Source organism: Aquipuribacter sp. SD81 (assembly GCF_037153975.1).
Lineage (GTDB): Bacteria > Actinomycetota > Actinomycetes > Actinomycetales > JBBAYJ01 > Aquipuribacter.
The window spans coordinates 19,065-39,355 of record NZ_JBBAYJ010000019.1 but is presented as its reverse complement, the minus strand read 5'-3'; the positions used below and the strand labels follow the sequence as shown (position 1 = coordinate 39,355).

The following is a 20,291-nucleotide window of genomic DNA, read 5'->3' as shown; positions in this document are numbered from 1 at the left end:
GGCGACGTCCCCGGTCAGGCGGCGAGGGCGAGCTCGGCCTCGCGCCGGCTGCGGCGCAGCGCACGGCGTGCGCGCCAGCCGGCGAGCGCGGTCCGGACGACGCCGCGCGAGGCGGCGACGTCGGCCGCGACCCGCTCCTGGCGGTAGGCGACCTCGGCGTCGACGAGCACCCCGACGGTCAGGTAGGTGTGCGACATGGTGGCCTCCTCGGTCCTGCCCGGGACTCCCCCGGACACCTACGAGACTCCGCCTGAGGCCGGGGCCGGCGGATCGGTCGGGTGCGCACGTCCGGGGACGGGCCGAGCCGGTCGGGCGGTGAGCGCACCGGAGCGGCGGCTGAGGCGGCGGCCGGGGCGTCCCCTCCCTGCTGAGGGGCCGTCACGAGGCGCTGAGGGCGTCCTGAGGTGGCCCGCCCCTCGACCTGGCCGGGTGCGGTCCGGCGGGGGCGACGACCCCTCGCGCGCGGTGTGCCCCCAGTGGGGGCATACAGCGCGACGCCGTCAGGTCGGCCCGCGCCGCAGCCCGCGTGGGCCGCTTGCGGGCAGGGACGGGGCCGCAGGTGGGCGACGCACCCGTGGGCGGGCGCGTCGCCGGTCGGGTCAGGCGCCGGGTGCTCCCACGCGGGGGATGCCGAGCCCGACGGGCACCGGGCCGGTCGGGCCCGTGGCCGCGTCGGTGGCGGCCTGCTGCTGCCTCGCCTCCCAGGCGTCGCCGGCGCGCGTGCGGCGCACGGCGAGCACGCCGCCGTCGGCGACGAGGTGGTGCGGCGCGCCGTACGTCACCTCGACGGTGACGACGTCACCGGGCCGGACGCCCCCCGCGGGCACCTCGACCCCGGCGGCCGGATCGGGCGCGAAGTGGACGAGCCGGTTGTCGGGCGCGCGGCCGCTGAGGCGGGCCGTCGCGCCGTCCTTGCGGCCCTCGCCCTCCGCGACGAGCAGGTCGAGCCGCCGGCCCTCCTGGCGGCGGTTCTCCGCCCAGGAGATCTCCTCCTGCAGCGCCACGAGCCGCTCGTAGCGCTCCTGCACGACCGCCTTGGGCAGCTGGTCCGGCAGCGTGGCCGCCGGCGTCCCGGGGCGGATCGAGTACTGGAAGGTGAAGGCGTTGGCGAAGCGCGCCCGCCGCACCACGTCGAGGGTCGCGGCGAAGTCCTCCTCGGTCTCCCCCGGGAACCCGACGATGATGTCGGTGCTGATGGCGGCGTCCGGCATGGCGGCGCGCACCCTGTCGATGATGCCGAGGAAGCGCTCGGAGCGGTACGAGCGGCGCATGGCCCGCAGCACCCGGTCGGAGCCGGACTGCAGCGGCATGTGCAGCTGCGGCATGACCGTCGGGGTCTCCGCCATCGCCTCGATGACGTCGTCGGTGAAGGCGGCCGGGTGCGGGCTGGTGAACCGGACGCGCTCCAGGTCCGGGACCGCGCCGACCGCGCGGAGCAGCTTGCCGAAGGCGAGCCGGTCGCCGAACTCGACGCCGTAGCTGTTGACGTTCTGCCCGAGCAGGGTGACCTCGACGACACCCTGCTCCACGAGCGCCTCGACCTCGGCGAGCACGTCGCCGGGGCGGCGGTCCCTCTCCTTGCCACGCAGGCTCGGCACGATGCAGAACGTGCACGTGTTGTTGCACCCGACGCTGATCGAGACCCACGCCGCGTACGCGGACTCCCGTCGCGTGGGCAGCGTCGAGGGGAAGGTCTCCAGCGCCTCGAGGATCTCGACCTCGGCCTCGCCGTTGTGGCGGGAGCGCTCGAGCAGCGCGGGCAGCGAGCCGAGGTTATGGGTGCCGATGACCACGTCGACCCACGGCGCGCGGCGCACGATCTCGCCGCGGTCCTTCTGCGCGAGGCAGCCGGCCACGGCGATCTGCATCCCGCGACGACGCTGCTTGACCGGCGCGAGGTGACCGAGGTTGCCGTACAGCTTGTTGTCGGCGTTCTCGCGCACCGCGCACGTGTTGAGCACGACGACGTCGGCGCCCTCGCGGGCGACGAGCGACTCGTCGGCCGGGACGTAGCCGGCCTCCTCCAGCAGCCCCGTGAGCCGCTCGGAGTCGTGGACGTTCATCTGGCAGCCGAACGTGCGCACGTGGTACGTGCGCGCCTGCGGCGCGGCCGGCGTGGCGGCCGGCGTGGCGGCCTCGGGGTACGTGGTCATGGCAGGTCCCAGGGTACGGCGGCGGGCGGGGACCCTGGCCCGACGGCGCGGTCGGGAATACGGTGATCCGTCCCGTTCGACCGTCCCGACCCTTCGGAGGACCCGTGATCAGCCGTCGCCAGGCCCTGCTCGTCCCGCTCGCCGCCCTGCCCGCCGCCGCGGTCGCCGGGGCGGTGCCCGCCGCCGCCGCCGAGACGGTCCCCGGCGGCCCGTGGGTGCAGGAGAACCAGCCCGTCGTGCTCGCCGGCATGACCGACAACTCCCAGCTCGTCGCCGAGCTGCAGCGCCTCGCCGCCCGGCGCCCCGACACCGTCCGGCTCACCGAGATCGGTCGCAGCCTGGAGGACCGGCCGATCTACCGGGTGAGCGTCGGGTCCGGCCCGCGCACGCTCATGGTCGTCACGCAGCAGCACGGCGACGAGCCCGTCGGCACCGAGGCCGCGCTGCAGCTGCTCACACACGTCAGCGGACCCTCCCGCGAGGCGAGCGCGCTGCGGGAGCAGGTGACCCTCGAGGTCGTCCCGCGCGTCAACCCCGACGGCTTCGAGCGCTGGCTCGACCCGGAGAGCTACCCCGGCGAGGACCCGCGCCGCAACGCCGCCAACCTCGACCTCAACCGCGAGTACGACCCGGCCGTGCCGGTGAGCGCCGACGCCCCGGAGGCCGCGGCCGTCCGCGCCCTCGTCGACCAGGTGCAGCCCGACCTCGTGCTCGACTACCACCACCAGGTCTCCTACGTCACCGACGCGGGCGAGCAGGTGACCATGTCCGTGCTGTGGGCGACCGTCGGTGGCGTCGAGCCGTCGGTCGTCGACGACGGGCGGCGCGCGGCCGTCGTCGTCGCGGAGGCACTCGAGGACTTCGGCCACGCGACCGTCACCCGGTACCCGGAGTCGACGACGCGCTCGGTGGCCCGGAACGGCCTCGCGCTCGCCGGCACGCCCGCGCTCCTCATCGAGCAGCGGGGCCAGTACGAGGTCGGGCAGAAGTCGCTCGGCGCCTTCACGCGCGAGGCGCTCGTCGCGATGGAGGCCGTGCTCGAGTCGCTGGCCGACGGCTCCTTCGACGAGGTCGACCCGGCCGACGCCGACCTGCTGCCGGAGCGCGGCGACCGCGACCGTCAGCGCTGAGTCGCAGCCAGGACCCGGCTCGACCCGGGAGCCGCCGCGCCGCTCGTGCGGCGCGGCGGCACCGTCGGTCTCAGACCGCGCGGGCCTGCTCGTACAGCGCCGAGCCGATGAGCTCGAGGCTCACCTGCATGCGCTCCGGGCTGATGTTCTTCGCCACCGTGTCCTCCGGGGAGTGGTAGGGCGGCTCCAGCAGCGCGGGCGACTCCTCCCCGCGCCAGGAGAAGTTGCTGCTCGCGATGCCCTGCTCCTGGAAGGACTGGTGGTCGCTCGCGCCGCGGGTGGTGACCGGCGACAGCGACGGGGAGTAGCCGAGCCGCTCGGCCGCGTCGATGACCGAGGTGTTGACGACGTTGGCGGAGCCGTCCCACGACAGCACCCAGTAGCGGGTCGCCGGGTCCCAGCTCGTCGCCACCATGTCGTTGTTGTAGACGCCGAGGAGCCGGTCGCGCTCGGCCTGGTCGAGCTGGGCGACGTGGTAGCGCGAGCCGATGAGGCCCTGCTCCTCCGAGCCCCACAGCGAGAAGCGCAGGTCGGCCTCGGTGGGCAGCGACCGCATGACGCGCGCCACCTCGAGGGTGAGGGCCGTGCCGGAGCCGTCGTCGTTGGCGCCGGGGGCGCCGATGACGGAGTCGTAGTGCGCGCACACCATGAGTGCCGGGCGGGCGCCGCTGGGCCGACCGCGACCGGCACGCTCCGCGAGCACGTTGTGGCTCGTGAGGCCCCGGAAGGCGTCGGTGCGGACGGTGAGGGTGAGCGGGCCGCGCGCCAGCGCCTCGCGCAGGCGGTGCTTCTGCACCTGCGCGACCCCCACGACGGGCACCCCGAAGTCCTCCGACAGCAGCGGCGAGAAGGCCTGCGAGCGACGGATGGGGTTGGGGTTGTCGGCGGGCAGCAGCACGACGGCGACCGCACCGCGGGCGACCGCGAGTGCGACCTGCGGGGTGCGGCCGGCGGCGTTGGCCACGACCTGGTCGACGAGCGCGATCTTCCCGGTGAGGTCGGGGGCCTCGGTGGTGGCCGGGCCGATGTCGACGGCCTCGGCGGTGACGCTGACGTCGAGCGCACCCCGCTCCGAGGCGCCGGCCTGCCAGCAGATGTCGTCGTCGAGCGCGGGCGTACCGCTGAGGTCGGCGAGGAACTTGTCCGCGACGCCGAACGGCTCCAGCCGGACCTCGTAGCCGTAGGAGTCGAGCACCCCGGCGAGGTAGTCCGCGGCGGCGCGCTCGGACGGCGTGCCGCCGATGCGCGGGCCGATGCCCTCGGACAGCTCGACGACGTGCTCGATGGCGCGGGCGGCGGACACGCGCTGCACGACGACGCGGTCCCGGGCGGTCAGGGCCGGCGCGGCGACCGCGCCGGGGCGCCGGTCGTCGACGGCCCACGCCGGGGCGGCGACGAGGGAGGCGGCGACGCCTCCGAGGGCGGCGAGGGCGCCGCGTCGGGACAGGCGCGCCGCCGGGTGGGCGGACGCGGCGCTCGTGGGCTCGGGCACGGTGGTGACCTCCGGTCGGTGGACGGTGCGCGAACCGTACGGTCGGTTATGCGGTCGTGACAATGCCCCGGGTCATCGTGAGCAAGAGGTCACGGATCGGCAACGGCGCCTGTCCGCCATGGTGTGCGTCGAACGCTTCGGTCTAGGTTTCCCGACATGCCCGAGAAGACCGCCTCCCCGGCCGTGCCGGTCGGTGCGCCGCTCGTGGTCGTCGACGACGTCAACAAGCACTTCGGCGAGCTCCACGTGCTGAAGGACATCGACCTCACCGTGGCCCGGGGCGAGGTCGTCGTCGTCATCGGCCCGTCCGGCTCCGGCAAGTCGACGCTGTGCCGGACGATCAACCGGCTCGAGACCTACGAGTCCGGCTCCATCACCATCGACGGGGACCCCCTGCCCGCCGAGGGCAAGGAGCTCGCCCGGCTGCGCGCCGACGTCGGGATGGTCTTCCAGTCCTTCAACCTCTTCCAGCACAAGACGGTCCTGGAGAACGTCACCCTCGGACCCACCAAGGTCCGCAAGGTGAAGAAGGCCGAGGCGGAGAAGACGGCGATGCAGCTCCTCGAGCGCGTCGGCGTCGCGAACCAGGCGAAGAAGTACCCCGCCCAGCTGTCGGGCGGCCAGCAGCAGCGCGTGGCCATCGCCCGCGCGCTGGCGATGCAGCCGAAGGTCATGCTCTTCGACGAGCCGACCTCGGCCCTCGACCCCGAGATGATCAACGAGGTGCTCGACGTCATGACCTCCCTCGCCAAGGAGGGGATGACCATGATCGTCGTCACGCACGAGATGGGCTTCGCCCGGCGCGCGGCCAACCGCGTCGTGTTCATGGCCGACGGCGAGATCGTCGAGCAGGCCGAGCCGGAGGAGTTCTTCAACAACCCGCGCTCGGCGCGGGCCAAGGACTTCCTGTCGAAGATCCTCACCCACTGACCCCGCACCACCACGGCGGGGGCCACCACCCCACGCCCCCTACATCCCGGGAGGGAACATGACCGCACGTCGTCCGATCCTCGGCGTCGCCGCCCTGAGCGCCGCCGCCCTCGTCCTCGCCGCCTGCGGCGGCGGCGACGGTGACGCCGCCGCCGAGGACACCGCCGCGGCCGGCGGGGACACCGCTGCCACCGAGGACGCTGCCGGCGGCGAGGAGACCGCCGCCGCGGGCGGTGCCGGCGACTTCGCCGAGGGCACGACCATGGCCGAGCTCGCCGAGGCGGGCACGATCCGCGTCGGCACGAAGTTCGATCAGCCGCTGTTCGGCCTCGCCAACCTCGAGGGCACCCCCGAGGGCTTCGACGTCGAGATCGCGAAGATCATCGCCGAGGGCCTCGGCATCTCCGAGGACAACATCGAGTGGACCGAGACGCCCTCGGCCATCCGCGAGGAGGTTCTCGAGACCGACCAGGTCGACATGGTCGTCGCGACCTACACGATCAACGACGAGCGCCGTGAGCGCATCACCTTCGCCGGGCCGTACTACGAGGCGGGCCAGACCCTCATGGTCCGCGCCGGCGAGGAGTCGGAGATCACCGGTCCGGACTCGCTGTCCGACGAGTCGATCCGCGTCTGCTCCGTCGAGGGCTCCACGCCGTCGGAGAACATCCGCGAGTACCTCGCCTCCGACGACCAGCTCACGCTGTTCGGCACCTACGGCGAGTGCGTCGACTCGCTGCGCAACAACCAGGTGGACGTCGTCACGACCGACAACGTCATCCTCCTCGGCTTCGTCTCCGAGAGCCCGGAGGAGTTCGCCATCGCCGGTGAGACCTTCACCGAGGAGCCCTACGGCGTCGGCATCGAGAAGGGCGACGTCGAGTTCTGCGAGTTCATCAACGAGACGCTCGCCGCGGCCGAGGAGGCCGGCACGTACGTGGAGGCGTGGAACTCCACCGCGGGTGCCATCGAGGGCTCCGAGGAGCCCGTGCTCCCCGAGCCCGACCCCTGCTCCTGAGCGACGTCTGACGGTGGTGCGGTGCGGCTCCGGCCGCACCGCACCACCGTGGCGCCACCCGCGCCGCCGTCCTGCCCGGCACCGGAGAGGAGCACCCGCCCGTGGACATCCTGGTCGACAACTTCGACCTCTTCGTCGCCGGCTTCTTCCGCTCGCTCGAGATCATCGCCTACACGCTCGTGGGCTGCCTCGTGCTGGGCTCCCTGCTCGCGATGATGCGCGTGTCGCCGGTCCCGCCGCTGCAGCGGTTCGCGTCCGGCTACGTCGGCATCGTCCGCAACAGCCCCCTCACCGTCATGCTCTTCGTGACGGCGTTCGTGCTGCCCGAGCTGGGGTTCAACGCGCCGTTCTTCTGGCTCGGCGTGCTGGGCCTCACGCTCTACACGGCCGGCTTCGTCTGCGAGGCGGTGCGCTCCGGCATCAACTCGGTCCCGCCCGGTCAGGCGGAGGCGGCGCGGTCGGTCGGGCTGACCTTCGGGCAGACCCTCGGCGAGGTCGTCATGCCGCAGGCGCTGCGCTCCGTGGTGCCGCCGCTGGGCAGCGTCATCATCGCGATGATGAAGAACTCCGCCGTCGTCGGCGTGTTCGGCGTCGGCGGTGACCTGCTCTCGGTCGGGACGCGGCTGACGAGCGCCCAGGGCTTCGCCATCACGTGGGTTCTCATCGGCGTGTGGCTCGGCTACCTCGCCATCACGCTGCCGACGGGCGCCCTGCTCGCGGCCATCGAGCGGAAGGTGGCGATCGTCCGGTGAGCGCCCCCACGAGCGTCCTGTACGACGCGCCCGGACCCAAGGCGATCCGCCGCTCGCGCCTGCTGTCGGTGGTGTCGGTCGTCGTCTTCGTCGTCCTCCTCGGACTCGCGCTGCTGCGGCTGTACCGCCAGGGCCAGTTCGAGGCGGACCTGTGGTCGCCGCTGTTCTGGCCGGGCGACGAGCAGTTCCCCGCGGTCTGGGGCCGCATCGGCACGGGCGTGTACTACACGCTGCTCGCCGCCGTGCTCGCCATCGCCTTCAGCCTCGTCATCGGCACGCTCATCACGACGAGCCGGCTCATGCTCGGCCGGACCAGCCGGCTGCCGCTCGTGCTCCTCATCGAGATCCTCCGCGGCACGCCGGTCATCGTCCTCATCTTCTTCTCCGGCAAGTTCCTGCCCGCCGTCGGCGTCGACCTGTCGAACCTCTGGTACCTCGTCATCGGCCTGGTCCTCTACAACTGCGTGGTCATCGCCGAGATCCTGCGGGCAGGCGTCGCCGCCCTGCCGCGCGGGCAGTCCGAGGCCGGCCTCGCGATCGGGCTCACCCGGTCCCAGACGGTCCTGAGCATCCAGCTGCCGCAGGCGTTCCGGCTCATGCTGCCCGCGCTCATCAGCCAGCTCGTCGTCATCGTCAAGGACACGTCGCTCGCGTACTTCGTGCTCACCGGCCCGGAGGAGCTGCTGCGCATCGCGCGCCAGCTGCGGAACTTCTTCGACAACCCCGTCCAGATCTACCTGCTCGTCGCCATCATCTTCATCCTCGTCAACACCCTGCTGAGCCGGCTCGCGGTGTTCGCCGAGCGCAAGCTCAGCGAGTCGCGGGCCGGGGCACCGGACGCGGAGCCGGACCTCGCCGAGAACGCGGACCAGATCGTGGACGCCGACAGCGCCACACACGGCAGCCGAGGTCCCGCACGCGACACGCATGAGGAGGACCCCGCGGGCCACGGCCCGGCTCGATGACGTCAGCCGGTCAGGCGTCGTCCGCAGCGAGCGCCTGACGCACGACCTCGCCGGCCAGACCCGCCGGGTAGCCCTTGCGGGCGAGCATGCCCATGAGCCGGTTGGCCGCGCGCTGTCGCTCCAGCCCGCGCACGGACGGCAGGCGCTTCGCGACCAGGCGCTCGGCGGCGGCGCGCTCGTCGTCGCCGTCGAGCTGGCCGAGCGCCTCGTCGGCGAGGTCGCGGTCGACGCCCTTGCGGCGCAGCTCGTCGGCCAGGCCCCGCCGGGACAGCCCCTTGCTGCGGTGCCGGGAGCGCACCCAGTCGTGCGCGAACTGCCGGTCGTCGACGAGGCCGACCTCGCCCATCCGGTCGAGGACGGCGTCGGCGACGTCGTCGGGCACGTCCTTGGCGAGGACCTTGGCGCGCAGCTGGGCGCGGGTGCGCGCGCCGAAGGACAGCTGACGCAGCACGACGGCGCGGGCCACCTCCTCGGGCGGCTCGGGCGAGGAGCCGTCCGAGGAGGGGCGCGCGCCGTCGTGGGTCTCGGGGTGGGGCGAGGTCACAGGAGCATCAGAACTCCACCGGGGCCTCGACCGGCGCCGGGCGGTCGACCTTGGCGCCGACACCCAGCTTCTCCTTGATCTTCTTCTCGAGCTCGTCGGCGAGGTCGGGGTTGTCGCGCAGGAAGGCGCGGGCGTTCTCCTTGCCCTGGCCGAGCTGGTCGCCCTCGTACGTGTACCAGGCGCCGGCCTTGCGGACGAAGCCGTGCTGCACGCCCATGTCGATGAGCCCGCCCTCACGGCTGATGCCGGTGCCGTAGATGATGTCGAACTCGGCCACCTTGAAGGGGGCGGCCAGCTTGTTCTTGACGATCTTGCACTTGGTGCGGTTGCCGACCGGCTCCGAGCCGTCCTTGAGCGTCTCGATGCGCCGGACGTCGAGGCGCACCGAGGCGTAGAACTTCAGCGCCTTGCCGCCCGTGGTGACCTCGGGCGAGCCGTAGACGACGCCGACCTTCTCGCGCAGCTGATTGATGAAGATGGCGGTCGTCTTGGAGTGGCTGAGCGCGCCGGTGATCTTGCGCAGCGCCTGGGACATGAGGCGGGCCTGCAGGCCGACGTGGCTGTCGCCCATCTCGCCCTCGATCTCGGCGCGTGGCGTGAGCGCGGCGACGGAGTCGATGACGATGATGTCGAGCGCCCCGGAGCGGATGAGCATGTCGGTGATCTCCAGCGCCTGCTCCCCCGTGTCGGGCTGGGACACGAGCAGCGCGTCGGTGTCGACACCGAGGTTGCGGGCGTACTCGGGGTCCAGCGCGTGCTCGGCGTCGACGAAGGCGGCGATGCCGCCGGCGCGCTGCGCGTTGGCCACCGCGTGCAGGGCGACGGTCGTCTTGCCGGAGCTCTCCGGGCCGTACACCTCGACGACCCGGCCGCGGGGCAGGCCCCCGATGCCGAGGGCGACGTCGAGCGAGATCGACCCGGTGGGGATGACGTCGATCGGGGCGCGGGCCTCGTCGCCCAGCCGCATGACCGAGCCCTTGCCGAACTGCTTGTCGATCTGGGACAGGGCGGACGCGAGCGCCTTGTCGCGGTCGCCGCCGGGCGTGGGAGCGGGCATCTGGTCACCTCGTGCGGGTCGTCTGATGGGCACGGAGACGACGCTAGGCAGCGCCTCCGACACAACCCCGGGCGACGTGGCCCCGCTGTGGACGGGACCGCGCTCCGAGGCGCTGTGGACACGACGAACGATAGGACGAACACGTGTTCGACGGCTGCAGGTGGACCGCGTGTCGTGCGGCGTGTCGCGCCGGGTCGCCTGCCGGGTCGCGGGGCAGGTCGGGGGCCGCCGTGGCACCTACGGCGTGTGTGGTAAGACTTGCCTTACCTGTTTCTCCAACACAAAGAGAAGTGAAACCGTGACCCTCTCCCTGCACCGCCGCGCCGTCCTCGGCGCGGCCACCACCGCCGCCGTCCTCCTCGCCGCCGGCTGCGGCGGCTCGGGCGACGCCGTCGACGAGGCCACCGACGCGACCGGCGCGGCCGGCGACGCCGCCACCGCGGCGGTGGACGACGCCACGGACGCCGCGAGCGACGTCGCGACCGACGCCGCCGGGGACGACGCGACGGCGGGCGGCTTCCCCGTCACCATCACCCACGCCTTCGGCGAGACGACGATCGAGGAGGCGCCGGAGCGCGTCGTGACGTGGGGCTGGGGCTCCACCGACGCCGCCATCGCGCTCGGCACCGTCCCGGTCGCCATCCCGCTGGCCTCCTACGGCGGCAACGAGGACGGTGTCCTGCCGTGGGTGGCGGAGGCGCTGGAGGCGCAGGGCGCCGAGACGCCCACGCTCATCCCCGACGCGGACGGCATCCCGTTCGAGCAGGTCGCCGCCGCGCAGCCCGACCTCATCCTCGCGGTGTACTCCGGCATCACCGAGGAGGAGTACGCCACCCTGTCGGAGATCGCCCCGGTGGTCGCCTACCCCGACCAGGCGTGGTCGACGCCGTGGCGGGACGTCGTGACGACCGTCGGCGAGGCCCTCGGGCGCCCGGACGAGGCCGCGCAGGTGCTCGCCGACATCGAGGCGGAGGTCTCCGCCGCCGCCGAGGCCAACCCGGTGCTCGAGGGCACGACCGTCGCCGCGGTGTACGACACGCCCGACGCGTTCTACGTGTACGAGCCGGCCGACCCGCGCGTGGAGTTCCTCACCGACCTCGGCATGGAGGTCGCGCCGAGCGTGAGCGAGCTGTCGACGGGTGAGTCCACATTCTTCTACACGCTGTCCACCGAGCTCGTGGGCGACCTCGACAGCGACGTGCTGCTCAACTACGCCGAGTCCGAGGAGGCCGCGCAGGCGTTCCTCGACCAGCCGTACGCCGCGTCCATGGAGCAGGTCCAGCAGGGCTCCGTCGCGCAGGTGGTCGGGCAGGACAACGTGTCGTCGGTGTCCCCGCCGACCGCGCTGTCGCTCACGTACTCCCTCGACACGTTCGTGACCGAGCTCGTCGAGGCGGCGGAGGCGGCGCAGTCCGGCCGCTGACCGCCCCGGCGCCCGGCGCCCACCCGGCTCCGACACGACGGGCCCCCGCAGCGTGCGGGGGCCCGTCCTCGTCCTCGCGCCGGCCCGGCTACCGTCACGGCCACGTCGACGCGGCCACGTCCGGGCCGGGTGTCAGGCGGCGACCGCGCGGGCCGGTTCGTCGACCGGCTCGGGGCGCCGGAGCAGCAGCACCGCGACGCCCAGCAGCGGGACCCCCGCGACCGCGGCCAGGCCCGGGTAGCCGACGACGGCGAGCACCGGTCCGGCGACGGCACCCGCCCCGGCCCCGGCGACGCCCATGACGAGGTCGGAGGCGCCCTGCAGCGCGCGGGCGCGGGGGTCGGCCCCGTCGAAGGCGCGGGCGAGCACCGCGGAGCCCGACACCAGCGACGCCGACCAGCCGAGGCCGAGCAGCACGAGCGCGACCGCGACGGCGCCGTGCGCGAGCGGGCCGGTGCCGCGCCAGCCGCCGAGGGCGGCGACCGCCAGCGACGCGACGAGCAGGCCGAGGCCGCACGCGATACCCGCGCGGGGTCCCCACCGGTCGGCGAGCGCACCGAAGAGGGGGCTGAGGGCGTACATGCCGGCGACGTGGCCGCTGATGACGAGGCCGATCACCGTCACCCGGGCGCCGTGGCCCTCCAGGTGCACCGGCGTCATGACCATGACCCCGACCATGACGGCGTGGGCGGCGCCGAGCGCGACCACGCCGAGCCGTGCGGCCGGCACCTGCCACACCGCGCGCAGGACCTCCCGGGTGCCCGGCACGGGGGCCGCCGGGCCGACCGCGACCGCGCCGGCGCCCCGCGTCCCGCGGGCCGTCGCGGCGGGGGTCGCCGCGGACGGGTCGGACGGGTCGGTCGGGACCGAGCCGGCCCGCAGCCGCGGCAGGCCGAGCAGCAGGACGACGGCGGCGACGCCGAAGGCGAGGGCCGCCACGACGTAGGCCCCGGTGAAGGGCGGCAGCCCGAGCACGGCGTCGAGCCGCCCGGCGGGGCCGGTGACGTTCGGCCCGAGGACCGCCCCGACGGTCGTCGCCCACACGACGGTCGACAGGGCCCGGCCGCGCCGGCCCGCCTCGACCCCGTCCGTGGCCGCGAAACGGGCCTGCAGCCCGACGGCCGTGCCTCCCCCGAACAGGCCGGCGGCCAGCAGCAGGAGCGCGAAGCTGCCGAGCGCCGACGCGGCGACGATGCCCGCGGCGCCGGCCACGGCGAGGAGGAGACCGGCGACGAGGGCGGTGCGGCGGTCGGTGCGCGCGGCGAGGCGGGCGAGCGGCACGGCGAGGAGGGCGGCACCGAGCACGGAGGCGGTCTGCGCGAGACCGGACAGGGCGGTGCGCCCGGCCACCTCCCGTGCGACGAGGCTGCCCGCCGCGACGCCGACCCCGGCCCCGAGGCCGATGGCCACCTGGGCGGTCGCGAGCACCGCGACCCGTCGGCGCAGGCTCACATCCGGCCGACCGCGCGCAGCCGCTCCGCGAGGCGGTACCCGTCGCCGCCGTGCACGACCGGCACGGGTCCCATGCCCTCGTCGGACTCCGGCGGCGTGAGACCGCGCGACAGCACCTGCTCGGCCGGGGACAGCTCGCGCAGCAGCACGGCCCGCACCGAGTCCGGCGCCTCCCGGGCGACGGTGCTGTAGATGTCGGGGTCGTGCTGGCCGTCGTCCCCCACGAGCAGCCACGTGAGGTGCGGCAGCTCCTCGCGGAGCCGGCGCAGCGCACCGAGCTTGTGCTCGCGCCCGGAGCGGAACCAGCCGGTGTTCGTCGGGCCCCAGTCGGTGAGCAGCAGCGGGCCGACGGGGAAGCCGTGCCGGCGCAGGAAGCGCCGCAGGAACGGTGCGGTGTTCCACGCACCCGTCGACAGGTAGACGACGAAGGTCTTCGGGTGCTCGCGCAGGAACTCCTGGTACAGGTCGGGCATGCCCGGCACCTCCGCCCGCGCGGTCTCGTGCCGCACGAAGGTGTTCCAGGCCGCGATGAAGGGCCGGGGCAGCCACGTCACCATGACGGTGTCGTCGATGTCGCTGACGAGCCCGCACTCGGCGTCGGGCGGGACGACCACCACCTCGCCGCGGCCCGGCTCGCCGCCGAGGGGTGTCATGACGACCTCGTGCCGGCCCTCGGTCAGCTCGACGGCGAGGACCACGTCGACGAGACCGGCGCGGTCCGCGCGGACGTCGAACACCTGCCCGCCGACCTCGACGCGGACCTGCGCGTGCTCGACCTGGGCGGTGAAGAAGCTGCGCCAGCCGCGGGAGCGGACCCACGCCTGGTACGGGCTCTGCGGCCGTGACATGAGGACGCGGCCGAAGACCCGCACCCACGGCACGCCGTGGGGCGCCGGGACGCCGGCCGCCGCGCCGTAGCCCCGGTGCACCTGCGCGTGCGGCACCCACCCCCGCCGCCGCAGCAGCCCGACCAGGCGACGGTTGACGGTGTCCTCCAGGACCGCGGCGATGTGGAGCGCCGGGGTCTCGGCGGGCGCGTTCACGCGGCGGGCCCGACGTCGCGGCTGCCCCGTCGCCTCCGGTCGCGCCCGAGGCGCCGCTCCGGCGGCACGTCCATCGCCTCGCACAGCTCGAGCCACACCACGCGCGGGTCCTCGCCGCGCTCGAGGGCCTGCGCGGCGGTCGCGTCGAAGCGGGCGAGCACGAGGTCGGTGACGAGGGTGTCGGCCAGCGCCCGCCCGAACTCCTCGCGGGTGAGCGTCCGGAACTCGCTGAGCCTCACCCCGCATTGCTACCACGGACCCCGGACGCGCACCCCACGCGGAAGACCGGCCCGGGGCCCGCGCCCGTCACCCGCGCGCGCCACCGGAGCCGCACGGCCACGCCGGCGGTGGCCCCGCCACCACTCCCCACCCACCGCCCCCGGACGCGGCCCGCCCGGGGCGGCGGTTGTCGGTGGTCTGTCCCATGATGACCGCGTGCCCCGCCCCTCGTCGGCGGACCCGTCGCCCGGTGACGGCGGGTCCGGACCCGCCGCCGTCCTCGACCGGTTCTCCGCGCCCACGCGCGACTGGTTCTCGCGCGCGTTCGCGGCGCCCACCGCGGCGCAGGTCGGGGCGTGGGAGGCCGTCAGCGGCGGGGAGGACGCCCTCGTCGTGGCCCCGACGGGCTCAGGCAAGACGCTCGCGGCCTTCCTCTGGGCGCTGGACCGGCTCGTGGTCGAGCCCGAGCCGGAGGCCTCGCTGCGCTGCCGGGTCCTGTACGTCTCGCCGCTCAAGGCGCTCGCGGTCGACGTCGAGCGCAACCTGCGCTCGCCGCTGGCCGGCATGCGCGGCAGCGCCGAGCGGCTCGGCCTGCCGGTTCCGGACGTCCGCGTCGGCATCCGCTCCGGCGACACGCCTGCCGACGAGCGCCGCCGGCTCGCCCGCACGCCGCCGGACGTGCTCATCACCACCCCAGAGTCGCTGTTCCTCCTCCTCACCTCCGCCGCTCGGGAGTCGCTGCGCGGCGTGCGGACGGTCGTGGTCGACGAGGTGCACGCCGTCGCGGGCACCAAGCGCGGCGCGCACCTGGCCGTCAGCCTCGAGCGTCTCGACGCGCTGCTCGAGCGACCGGCGCAGCGGGTCGGGCTCTCGGCGACCGTCCGGCCCGTCGACGAGGTCGCCCGGTTCCTGTCGGGCGGGCGGCCCGTCCGCGTCGTGCAGCCGCCCTCGGAGAAGCGGCTCGAGGTGGTCGTCGAGGTGCCGGTGCCCGACATGTCGGAGCTCGGCGCCCCGACCGGGGAGGTGGTCGGCAGCGCGGCGGGCGAGGAGAGGCGCACCTCGATCTGGCCGAGCATCCACTCCCGGGTCGTCGACCTCGTCGACGAGCACCGCGCGACGCTCGTGTTCACCAACTCCCGGCGGCTCGCCGAGCGGGTCACCGCACAGCTCAACGAGGTGTGGGCGGAGCGGCACGCACCGCCGGAGGACGACGACGACGAGGCCGGGAACGGGGGCGGCGGCGACGTGCCCGCACGGGTGCCGGCGGAGGTCATGGGCCAGTCCGGCGCCTCCTCGGGGGCGCCGGCCCAGCTCGCGCGCGCCCACCACGGCTCGGTGAGCAAGGAGCAGCGCGCGCTCATCGAGGACGACCTCAAGACGGGCCGGCTGCCCGCGGTCGTCGCGACGAGCAGCCTCGAGCTCGGCATCGACATGGGGGCGGTCGACCTCGTCGTGCAGGTCGAGTCCCCGCCGAGCGTCGCCAGCGGCCTGCAGCGCGTGGGGCGGGCCGGGCACCAGGTCGGCGCCGTGTCGCGCGGCGTGGTCCTGCCCAAGCACCGCTCCGACCTCGTGCAGGCCGCCGTGGTCGCCGAGCGCATGCGCGCCGGCGGCATCGAGGCGCTGCAGGTGCCGCGCTCGCCGCTCGACGTGCTCGCGCAGCAGGTGGTCGCGATGTGCGCCATGGACGAGTGGCAGGTCGACGACCTCTACGCGCTCGTGCGGCGCACCGCGTCGTTCGCCGACCTGCCCCGCGGGCCGTTCGAGGCGACCCTCGACATGCTCGCCGGCCGCTACCCGAGCGAGGAGTTCGCCGAGCTGCGCCCGCGAGTGGTGTGGGACCGGGTCACCGACACCCTCCGCGGCCGTCCCGGCGCGCAGCGCCTCGCGGTGACCTCCGGCGGCACGATCCCGGACCGCGGCATGTTCGGGGTGTTCCTCGCCGGCGGCGAGGGCCCGGGCCGCCGCGTCGGGGAGCTCGACGAGGAGATGGTGTACGAGACCCGCGTCGGCGACGTCGTCACCCTCGGCGCGAGCTCGTGGCGGGTCGAGGACATCACGCGCGACCAGGTCCTCGTCACCCCGGCGCCGGGCCAGCCCGGCCGGCTCCCGTTCTGGCACGGCGACGCCGCCGGGCGTCCCGCCGAGCTCGGCCGCGCCGTCGGCGGCTTCGTCCGCGAGCTCGTCCGGGCGACCCCCGAGGCCGCGCGGGAGCGGGCGGGCGCCGCCGGGCTCGACACGTGGGCCGTCGACAACCTCCTCGCCTACCTCGGCGAGCAGCAGGAGACGACCCGGCACGTGCCCGACGACCGCACCATCGTCGTCGAGCGCTTCCGCGACGAGCTCGGTGACTGGCGGGTGTGCCTGCACTCCCCGTTCGGCGCGCAGCTGCACGCGCCGTGGGCGCTCGCGCTCGCGGCGCGCTTCCGCGAGCGGCACGGCCTCGACGTGCAGGCCATGCACGGCGACGACGGCATCGTGCTCCGCCTGCCGGACGTCGAGGTGGGCGGCTGGGGCACCTCGGACGCCGACGGCGGCGCGGGCGACGGGGCGGCCGGCGGGGCCGACGGCGCGGGCCAGGAGCGCGACCCGTGGGACACCGGCGCCGCGTGGCCGCTCACCCAGGAGGTGCACGGCGTCGAGGTCGGCGACCTCGTCGTGCTCGACCCGGACGACGTCGAGGACGTCGTCACGCAGGAGGTCGGCGGGTCGGCGCTGTTCGCCGCACGCTTCCGCGAGTGCGCCGCGCGGGCGCTGCTGCTGCCCCGCCGGGACCCCGGCCGGCGCCAGCCGCTGTGGCAGCAGCGGCAGAGGGCCGCGTCGCTGCTCGACGTCGCACGCCGCTACCCCAGCTTCCCCATCGTGCTGGAGACCGTCCGCGAGTGCCTGCAGGACGTGTTCGACGTCCCCGGCCTGGTCGCGCTCATGCGCGACGTGGCCGCCGGGCGGGTCAAGGTCGTCGAGGTGGAGACGAGCTCGCCGTCGCCCTTCGCGCGCTCGCTCATGTTCGGCTACGTCGCGCAGTTCCTCTACGAGGGCGACTCCCCGCTGGCCGAGCGGCGGGCGGCCGCGCTGTCGCTGGACCCCCAGCTGCTGTCGGAGCTGCTCGGCCGCGGTGACGGCGCCACGCTGCGCGACCTGCTCGACCCGGAGGCCGTCCGCACCACCGAGGCCGACCTGCAGCGGCTGTCGGAGGAGCGGCGCGCCCGCGACGCCGAGGGCGTCGCGGACCTGCTGCGGGTGCTCGGCCCGCTCACGACCGCGCAGGTCGTCGAGCGCTCGACCGACGCCGCGGCGGCGCCGGGGTGGCTCGCGGACCTCACCCGCACGCGGCGCGTCGTGCAGGTGCGACTGGCCGGCGAGGAGCACCACGCGGCGGTCGAGGACGCCGCGCGGCTGCGCGACGGGCTCGGCGTCGCCCTGCCCGTCGGCCTGCCGGAGGCGTTCCTCGAGCCCGGCCCCGACCCCCTCGGCGACCTCGTGGCGCGGCACGCGCGCACCCACGGCCCGTTCACCGCCGAGCAGGTGGCGTCCCGGCTCGGGCTGGGGGTCGCCGTCGTGCGCACCGCGTTGCGGCGGCTGGAGGAACGCGGCCGCGTGACGTCCGGCCAGATCCGCCCGCTGGCGGCGGGCGGGGACGTCGACACGCTCGACTGGTGCGACAGCGAGGTGCTGCGGGTCCTGCGTCGTCGCTCCCTGGCCGCGCTGCGGCAGGAGGTCGAGCCGGTCACCGCGCTGGAGCTCGCCCGCTTCACCCCGGCGTGGCAGAACGTCGCCCCGCCGGACCCGAGCGGCGGACGGCGTCGCCGGGGTGGCCTGCGCGGGGTCGAGGGGGTCGCGCGCGCCGTCGAGCAGCTGGCGGGCGTGCGGCTGCCGGCGAGCGCGCTGGAGACGCTCGTCCTGCCCGCGCGGGTCGTGGGCTACGAGCCCGCGATGCTCGACGAGCTCACCGCGGCCGGTGAGCTGCTGTGGGTCGGGCACGGCGCGCTGCCCGGCGGCGACGGCTGGGTGTCGCTGCACCCGACGGGCACCGCGCACCTCACCCTGCCGCTCGCCGCGGGCAGCGGCCCCGGCGGACCCGGCGGTCCGGCCGCCGCCGACGGGCCCGGCGACGACGCCACGGCGCCCGGCGCCGACGGGCCGGACCCGCTGGTGCGGGCCCGCGTGCTCGACCTGCTCGACGGGGGCGGTGCGTTCTTCTTCCGGCGCCTCGGCGACGCCGCGCAGGTCCCCGACGGCGCGCTGCTGGAGCTGCTGTGGGACCTCGTGTGGGAGGGCCGGGTCACCAACGACACGCTCGCGCCGCTGCGCGCCCGTGTCCCCAGCGGGCCGCGGCGCTCCGGCGGGCGCAGCGCCCCACGGTCGCGCCAGCGCGGTCGACCGCGTCTCCGCGGGGCGGGGACGGGCCTGCGGGGCGCGGGTCCCGTGGGGTCGGGCCTGCGCGCCGGCGGGGGCCTCGGCCTCGGTGGCGGGCTGGGGGGTGCACCCGCGCCGGCGCAGGGCGTGGGCCGGTGGTCCCTCGTGCCGGCCGTCCACCCCGGCGCGGGCGCCGCCGACCCGACGGTGCGCGCGACGGCCGTCGCCGACCTGCTGCTCGACCGGTACGGCGTGGTGACGCGCGGCGCCGTCGTCGCGGAGGACGTGCCGGGCGGTTTCGCCGCCGTCTACCGCGTGCTCGCGGCGATGGAGGAGGCGGGTCGGGTGCGCCGCGGCTACTTCGTCGAGGGGCTCGGCGCCGCCCAGTTCGCGACCGTCGGGGCGGTGGACCGGCTGCGCGCCGGCAGCCGCGACGTCGCGGACCCCGACGCGGCCGCGCCCGACCCGTGGGCGCCGGTCGCCGCGACCGAGGAGGCCGCCCCCGAGGCCCTCGTGCTGGCCGCGACCGACCCGGGCAACGTGTACGGCGCGGCGCTGCCGTGGCCGGAGCGGGAGGGGCACCGCGCGGGGCGGAAGGCGGGTGCGCTGGTCGTCACGGTCGACGGCGCCCTCGCGCTCTACCTCGAGCGGGGCGCCAAGAGCCTCCTCACCTACACCGCCGACGAGGCCGCGCTCCGCGCGGCGGCGATGGCCCTCGTGGCGCACGTCGACGACGGCGGCCTCGGGCGCATCACGGTGACCCGCGCGGACGGGCAGGCGGTGCTGGACGGCACGTCGACGGTCGCGCGGGTCCTGGAGGAGGCGGGCTTCCGCGCGACCCCCCGCGGGCTGCGCGCCGGCTGATGCCCGAGGGGGACACCGTCTGGCTGGCCGGGCAGCGCCTCGACGCCGCGCTCGGCGGCCGGGTGCTGACCGGCGCCGACCTGCGCGTGCCGCAGCTGGCGACGACCGACCTCACCGGCAGCACCGTCGAGCGGGTCGTGAGCCGGGGCAAGCACCTGCTCACCCGGCTCGTGGGCGGGCCGGGTGACGGCCTCAGCCTCCACACGCACTTCCGCATGGACGGCTCGTGGCACCTGTACCCCGACGGCGAGCGGTGGGGCGGCGGCCCGGACTGGCAGGTGCGGGCGGTGCTGCGGGTGCCCGGCACCGTCGCTGTCGGCTACCGGCTGCCCGTCGTGGAGCTGCTGCCGACGGCCCGGGAGGGCGACGTCGTCGGCCACCTCGGTCCGGACGTGCTCGGTCCGGACTGGGACCCGGGGCTCGCGGTCGCGAACCTCGTGCGCGACCCCGCGCGAGAGGTCGGCGACGCCCTGCTCGACCAGCGGGTCCTCGCGGGCGTCGGCAACCTGTACCGGGCCGAGACGTGCTTCGTCGCCGGCGTCACCCCCTTCACCCCCGTCGGGGCGCTGCCCGAGCACGGGACCAGCGCGGCCCGGGTGGTCGACGTCGCACGCCGGCTGCTCGACCTCAACCGCGGCCGGGTGCTGCAGGTGACGACCGGCGACACGCGCCGTGGTCGCCACCACTGGGTGTTCGAGCAGCGGCGCTGCCTTCGCTGCGGCACGGGCGTGCTCACCGCGACGACCGGCTCCGGCGGCCGCGAGCGGGTCGCGTACTGGTGCCCGCGCTGCCAGCGCGGCCCGGCACCGCCACCCGTGCCGCTGCGGGTGCTGCTGCCGCCGACCCAGGGCCGCACCCGCTACCGCCCCTGACGACGCCGGCGCCCCGCCCCGGCA

Annotated in this window: 16 protein-coding genes; 8 read left to right on the top strand and 8 right to left on the bottom strand. The window is 75.3% G+C overall.

Going from position 1 to position 20,291, the window contains the following annotated elements; genetic code table 11:
- Nucleotides 1-14: 14 nt before the first annotated feature.
- Together WAA21_RS12330 and miaB are read right to left on the bottom strand one after the other, a co-directional pair.
- On the bottom strand, nt 15-197 hold the full coding sequence (locus tag WAA21_RS12330; RefSeq protein WP_336923111.1) for a hypothetical protein: 183 nt from the start codon (nt 195-197) through the stop codon (nt 15-17).
- A 402-nt stretch (nt 198-599) separates the two neighbouring features.
- Nucleotides 600-2,153, bottom strand: a complete 1,554-nt coding sequence (miaB, locus tag WAA21_RS12325; protein WP_336923110.1) for a tRNA (N6-isopentenyl adenosine(37)-C2)-methylthiotransferase MiaB — start codon at nt 2,151-2,153, stop codon at nt 600-602.
- A gap of 104 nt (nt 2,154-2,257) precedes the next feature.
- Between miaB and WAA21_RS12320 the strand changes: the two genes are divergently transcribed.
- A complete protein-coding gene (locus WAA21_RS12320; RefSeq protein ID WP_336923109.1) occupies nt 2,258-3,283 on the top strand; it encodes a M14 family zinc carboxypeptidase in 1,026 nt (341 codons plus the stop codon).
- Between the two features lie 70 nt (nt 3,284-3,353).
- Here the strand turns inward: WAA21_RS12320 and WAA21_RS12315 are convergent, their stop codons facing one another.
- Nucleotides 3,354-4,775 (bottom strand): M28 family peptidase, encoded by a 1,422-nt coding sequence (locus tag WAA21_RS12315; protein WP_336923108.1) that lies wholly within the window; start codon nt 4,773-4,775, stop codon nt 3,354-3,356.
- A 156-nt stretch (nt 4,776-4,931) separates the two neighbouring features.
- Here WAA21_RS12315 and WAA21_RS12310 point away from each other — a divergent pair, with 156 nt between their 5' ends.
- The 4 genes from WAA21_RS12310 (at nt 4,932) to WAA21_RS12295 (ending at nt 8,440) form a co-directional block, all read left to right on the top strand.
- Nucleotides 4,932-5,705, top strand: coding sequence for an amino acid ABC transporter ATP-binding protein (locus WAA21_RS12310; protein ID WP_336923107.1), 774 nt, complete (start codon nt 4,932-4,934; stop codon nt 5,703-5,705).
- Nucleotides 5,706-5,763: 58 nt separating this feature from the next.
- Complete coding sequence (locus tag WAA21_RS12305) at nt 5,764-6,723, top strand: glutamate ABC transporter substrate-binding protein (protein ID WP_336923106.1); 960 nt, start codon at nt 5,764-5,766, stop codon at nt 6,721-6,723.
- Nucleotides 6,724-6,824: 101 nt separating this feature from the next.
- Nucleotides 6,825-7,475, top strand: a complete 651-nt coding sequence (locus tag WAA21_RS12300; RefSeq protein WP_336923105.1) for an amino acid ABC transporter permease — start codon at nt 6,825-6,827, stop codon at nt 7,473-7,475.
- A complete protein-coding gene (locus tag WAA21_RS12295; protein WP_336923104.1) occupies nt 7,472-8,440 on the top strand; it encodes an amino acid ABC transporter permease in 969 nt (322 codons plus the stop codon). The genes WAA21_RS12300 and WAA21_RS12295 overlap by 4 nt, the downstream gene beginning before the upstream one ends.
- Before the next feature lie 10 nt (nt 8,441-8,450).
- Here the strand turns inward: WAA21_RS12295 and WAA21_RS12290 are convergent, their stop codons facing one another.
- Nucleotides 8,451-8,984 (bottom strand): regulatory protein RecX, encoded by a 534-nt coding sequence (locus WAA21_RS12290; protein WP_336923103.1) that lies wholly within the window; start codon nt 8,982-8,984, stop codon nt 8,451-8,453.
- Between the two features lie 7 nt (nt 8,985-8,991).
- On the bottom strand, nt 8,992-10,041 hold the full coding sequence (gene recA / locus WAA21_RS12285) for a recombinase RecA (protein ID WP_336923102.1): 1,050 nt from the start codon (nt 10,039-10,041) through the stop codon (nt 8,992-8,994).
- Nucleotides 10,042-10,339: 298 nt separating this feature from the next.
- On the opposite strand from recA, the gene WAA21_RS12280 reads away from it, so the two are divergent.
- On the top strand, nt 10,340-11,464 hold the full coding sequence (locus tag WAA21_RS12280) for an ABC transporter substrate-binding protein (protein ID WP_336923101.1): 1,125 nt from the start codon (nt 10,340-10,342) through the stop codon (nt 11,462-11,464).
- Nucleotides 11,465-11,596: 132 nt separating this feature from the next.
- Here the strand turns inward: WAA21_RS12280 and WAA21_RS12275 are convergent, their stop codons facing one another.
- From WAA21_RS12275 to WAA21_RS12265, 3 genes are read right to left on the bottom strand one after another with little or no spacing between them, the layout of a single operon-like run.
- Nucleotides 11,597-12,892, bottom strand: coding sequence for an MFS transporter (locus WAA21_RS12275; protein WP_336923100.1), 1,296 nt, complete (start codon nt 12,890-12,892; stop codon nt 11,597-11,599).
- 20 nt (nt 12,893-12,912) lie between these two features.
- Nucleotides 12,913-13,959 carry an App1 family protein gene (locus tag WAA21_RS12270; protein ID WP_336923099.1) on the bottom strand — a complete coding sequence of 349 codons (1,047 nt, stop codon included), beginning with the start codon at nt 13,957-13,959 and terminating at the stop codon, nt 12,913-12,915.
- The gene (locus tag WAA21_RS12265; RefSeq protein WP_336923098.1) at nt 13,956-14,198 is read right to left on the bottom strand and encodes a DUF3046 domain-containing protein; all 243 of its coding nucleotides are present in this window, start codon (nt 14,196-14,198) and stop codon (nt 13,956-13,958) included. Before WAA21_RS12265 ends, WAA21_RS12270 begins: the two co-directional genes overlap by 4 nt.
- Nucleotides 14,199-14,394: 196 nt before the next feature.
- Here WAA21_RS12265 and WAA21_RS12260 point away from each other — a divergent pair, with 196 nt between their 5' ends.
- Both WAA21_RS12260 and WAA21_RS12255 read left to right on the top strand, forming a co-directional pair.
- On the top strand, nt 14,395-19,395 hold the full coding sequence (locus WAA21_RS12260) for an Lhr family helicase (protein ID WP_336923097.1): 5,001 nt from the start codon (nt 14,395-14,397) through the stop codon (nt 19,393-19,395).
- Nucleotides 19,395-20,267 carry a DNA-formamidopyrimidine glycosylase family protein gene (locus WAA21_RS12255; protein WP_336923096.1) on the top strand — a complete coding sequence of 291 codons (873 nt, stop codon included), beginning with the start codon at nt 19,395-19,397 and terminating at the stop codon, nt 20,265-20,267. The genes WAA21_RS12260 and WAA21_RS12255 overlap by 1 nt, the downstream gene beginning before the upstream one ends.
- Nucleotides 20,268-20,291: the final 24 nt, after the last annotated feature.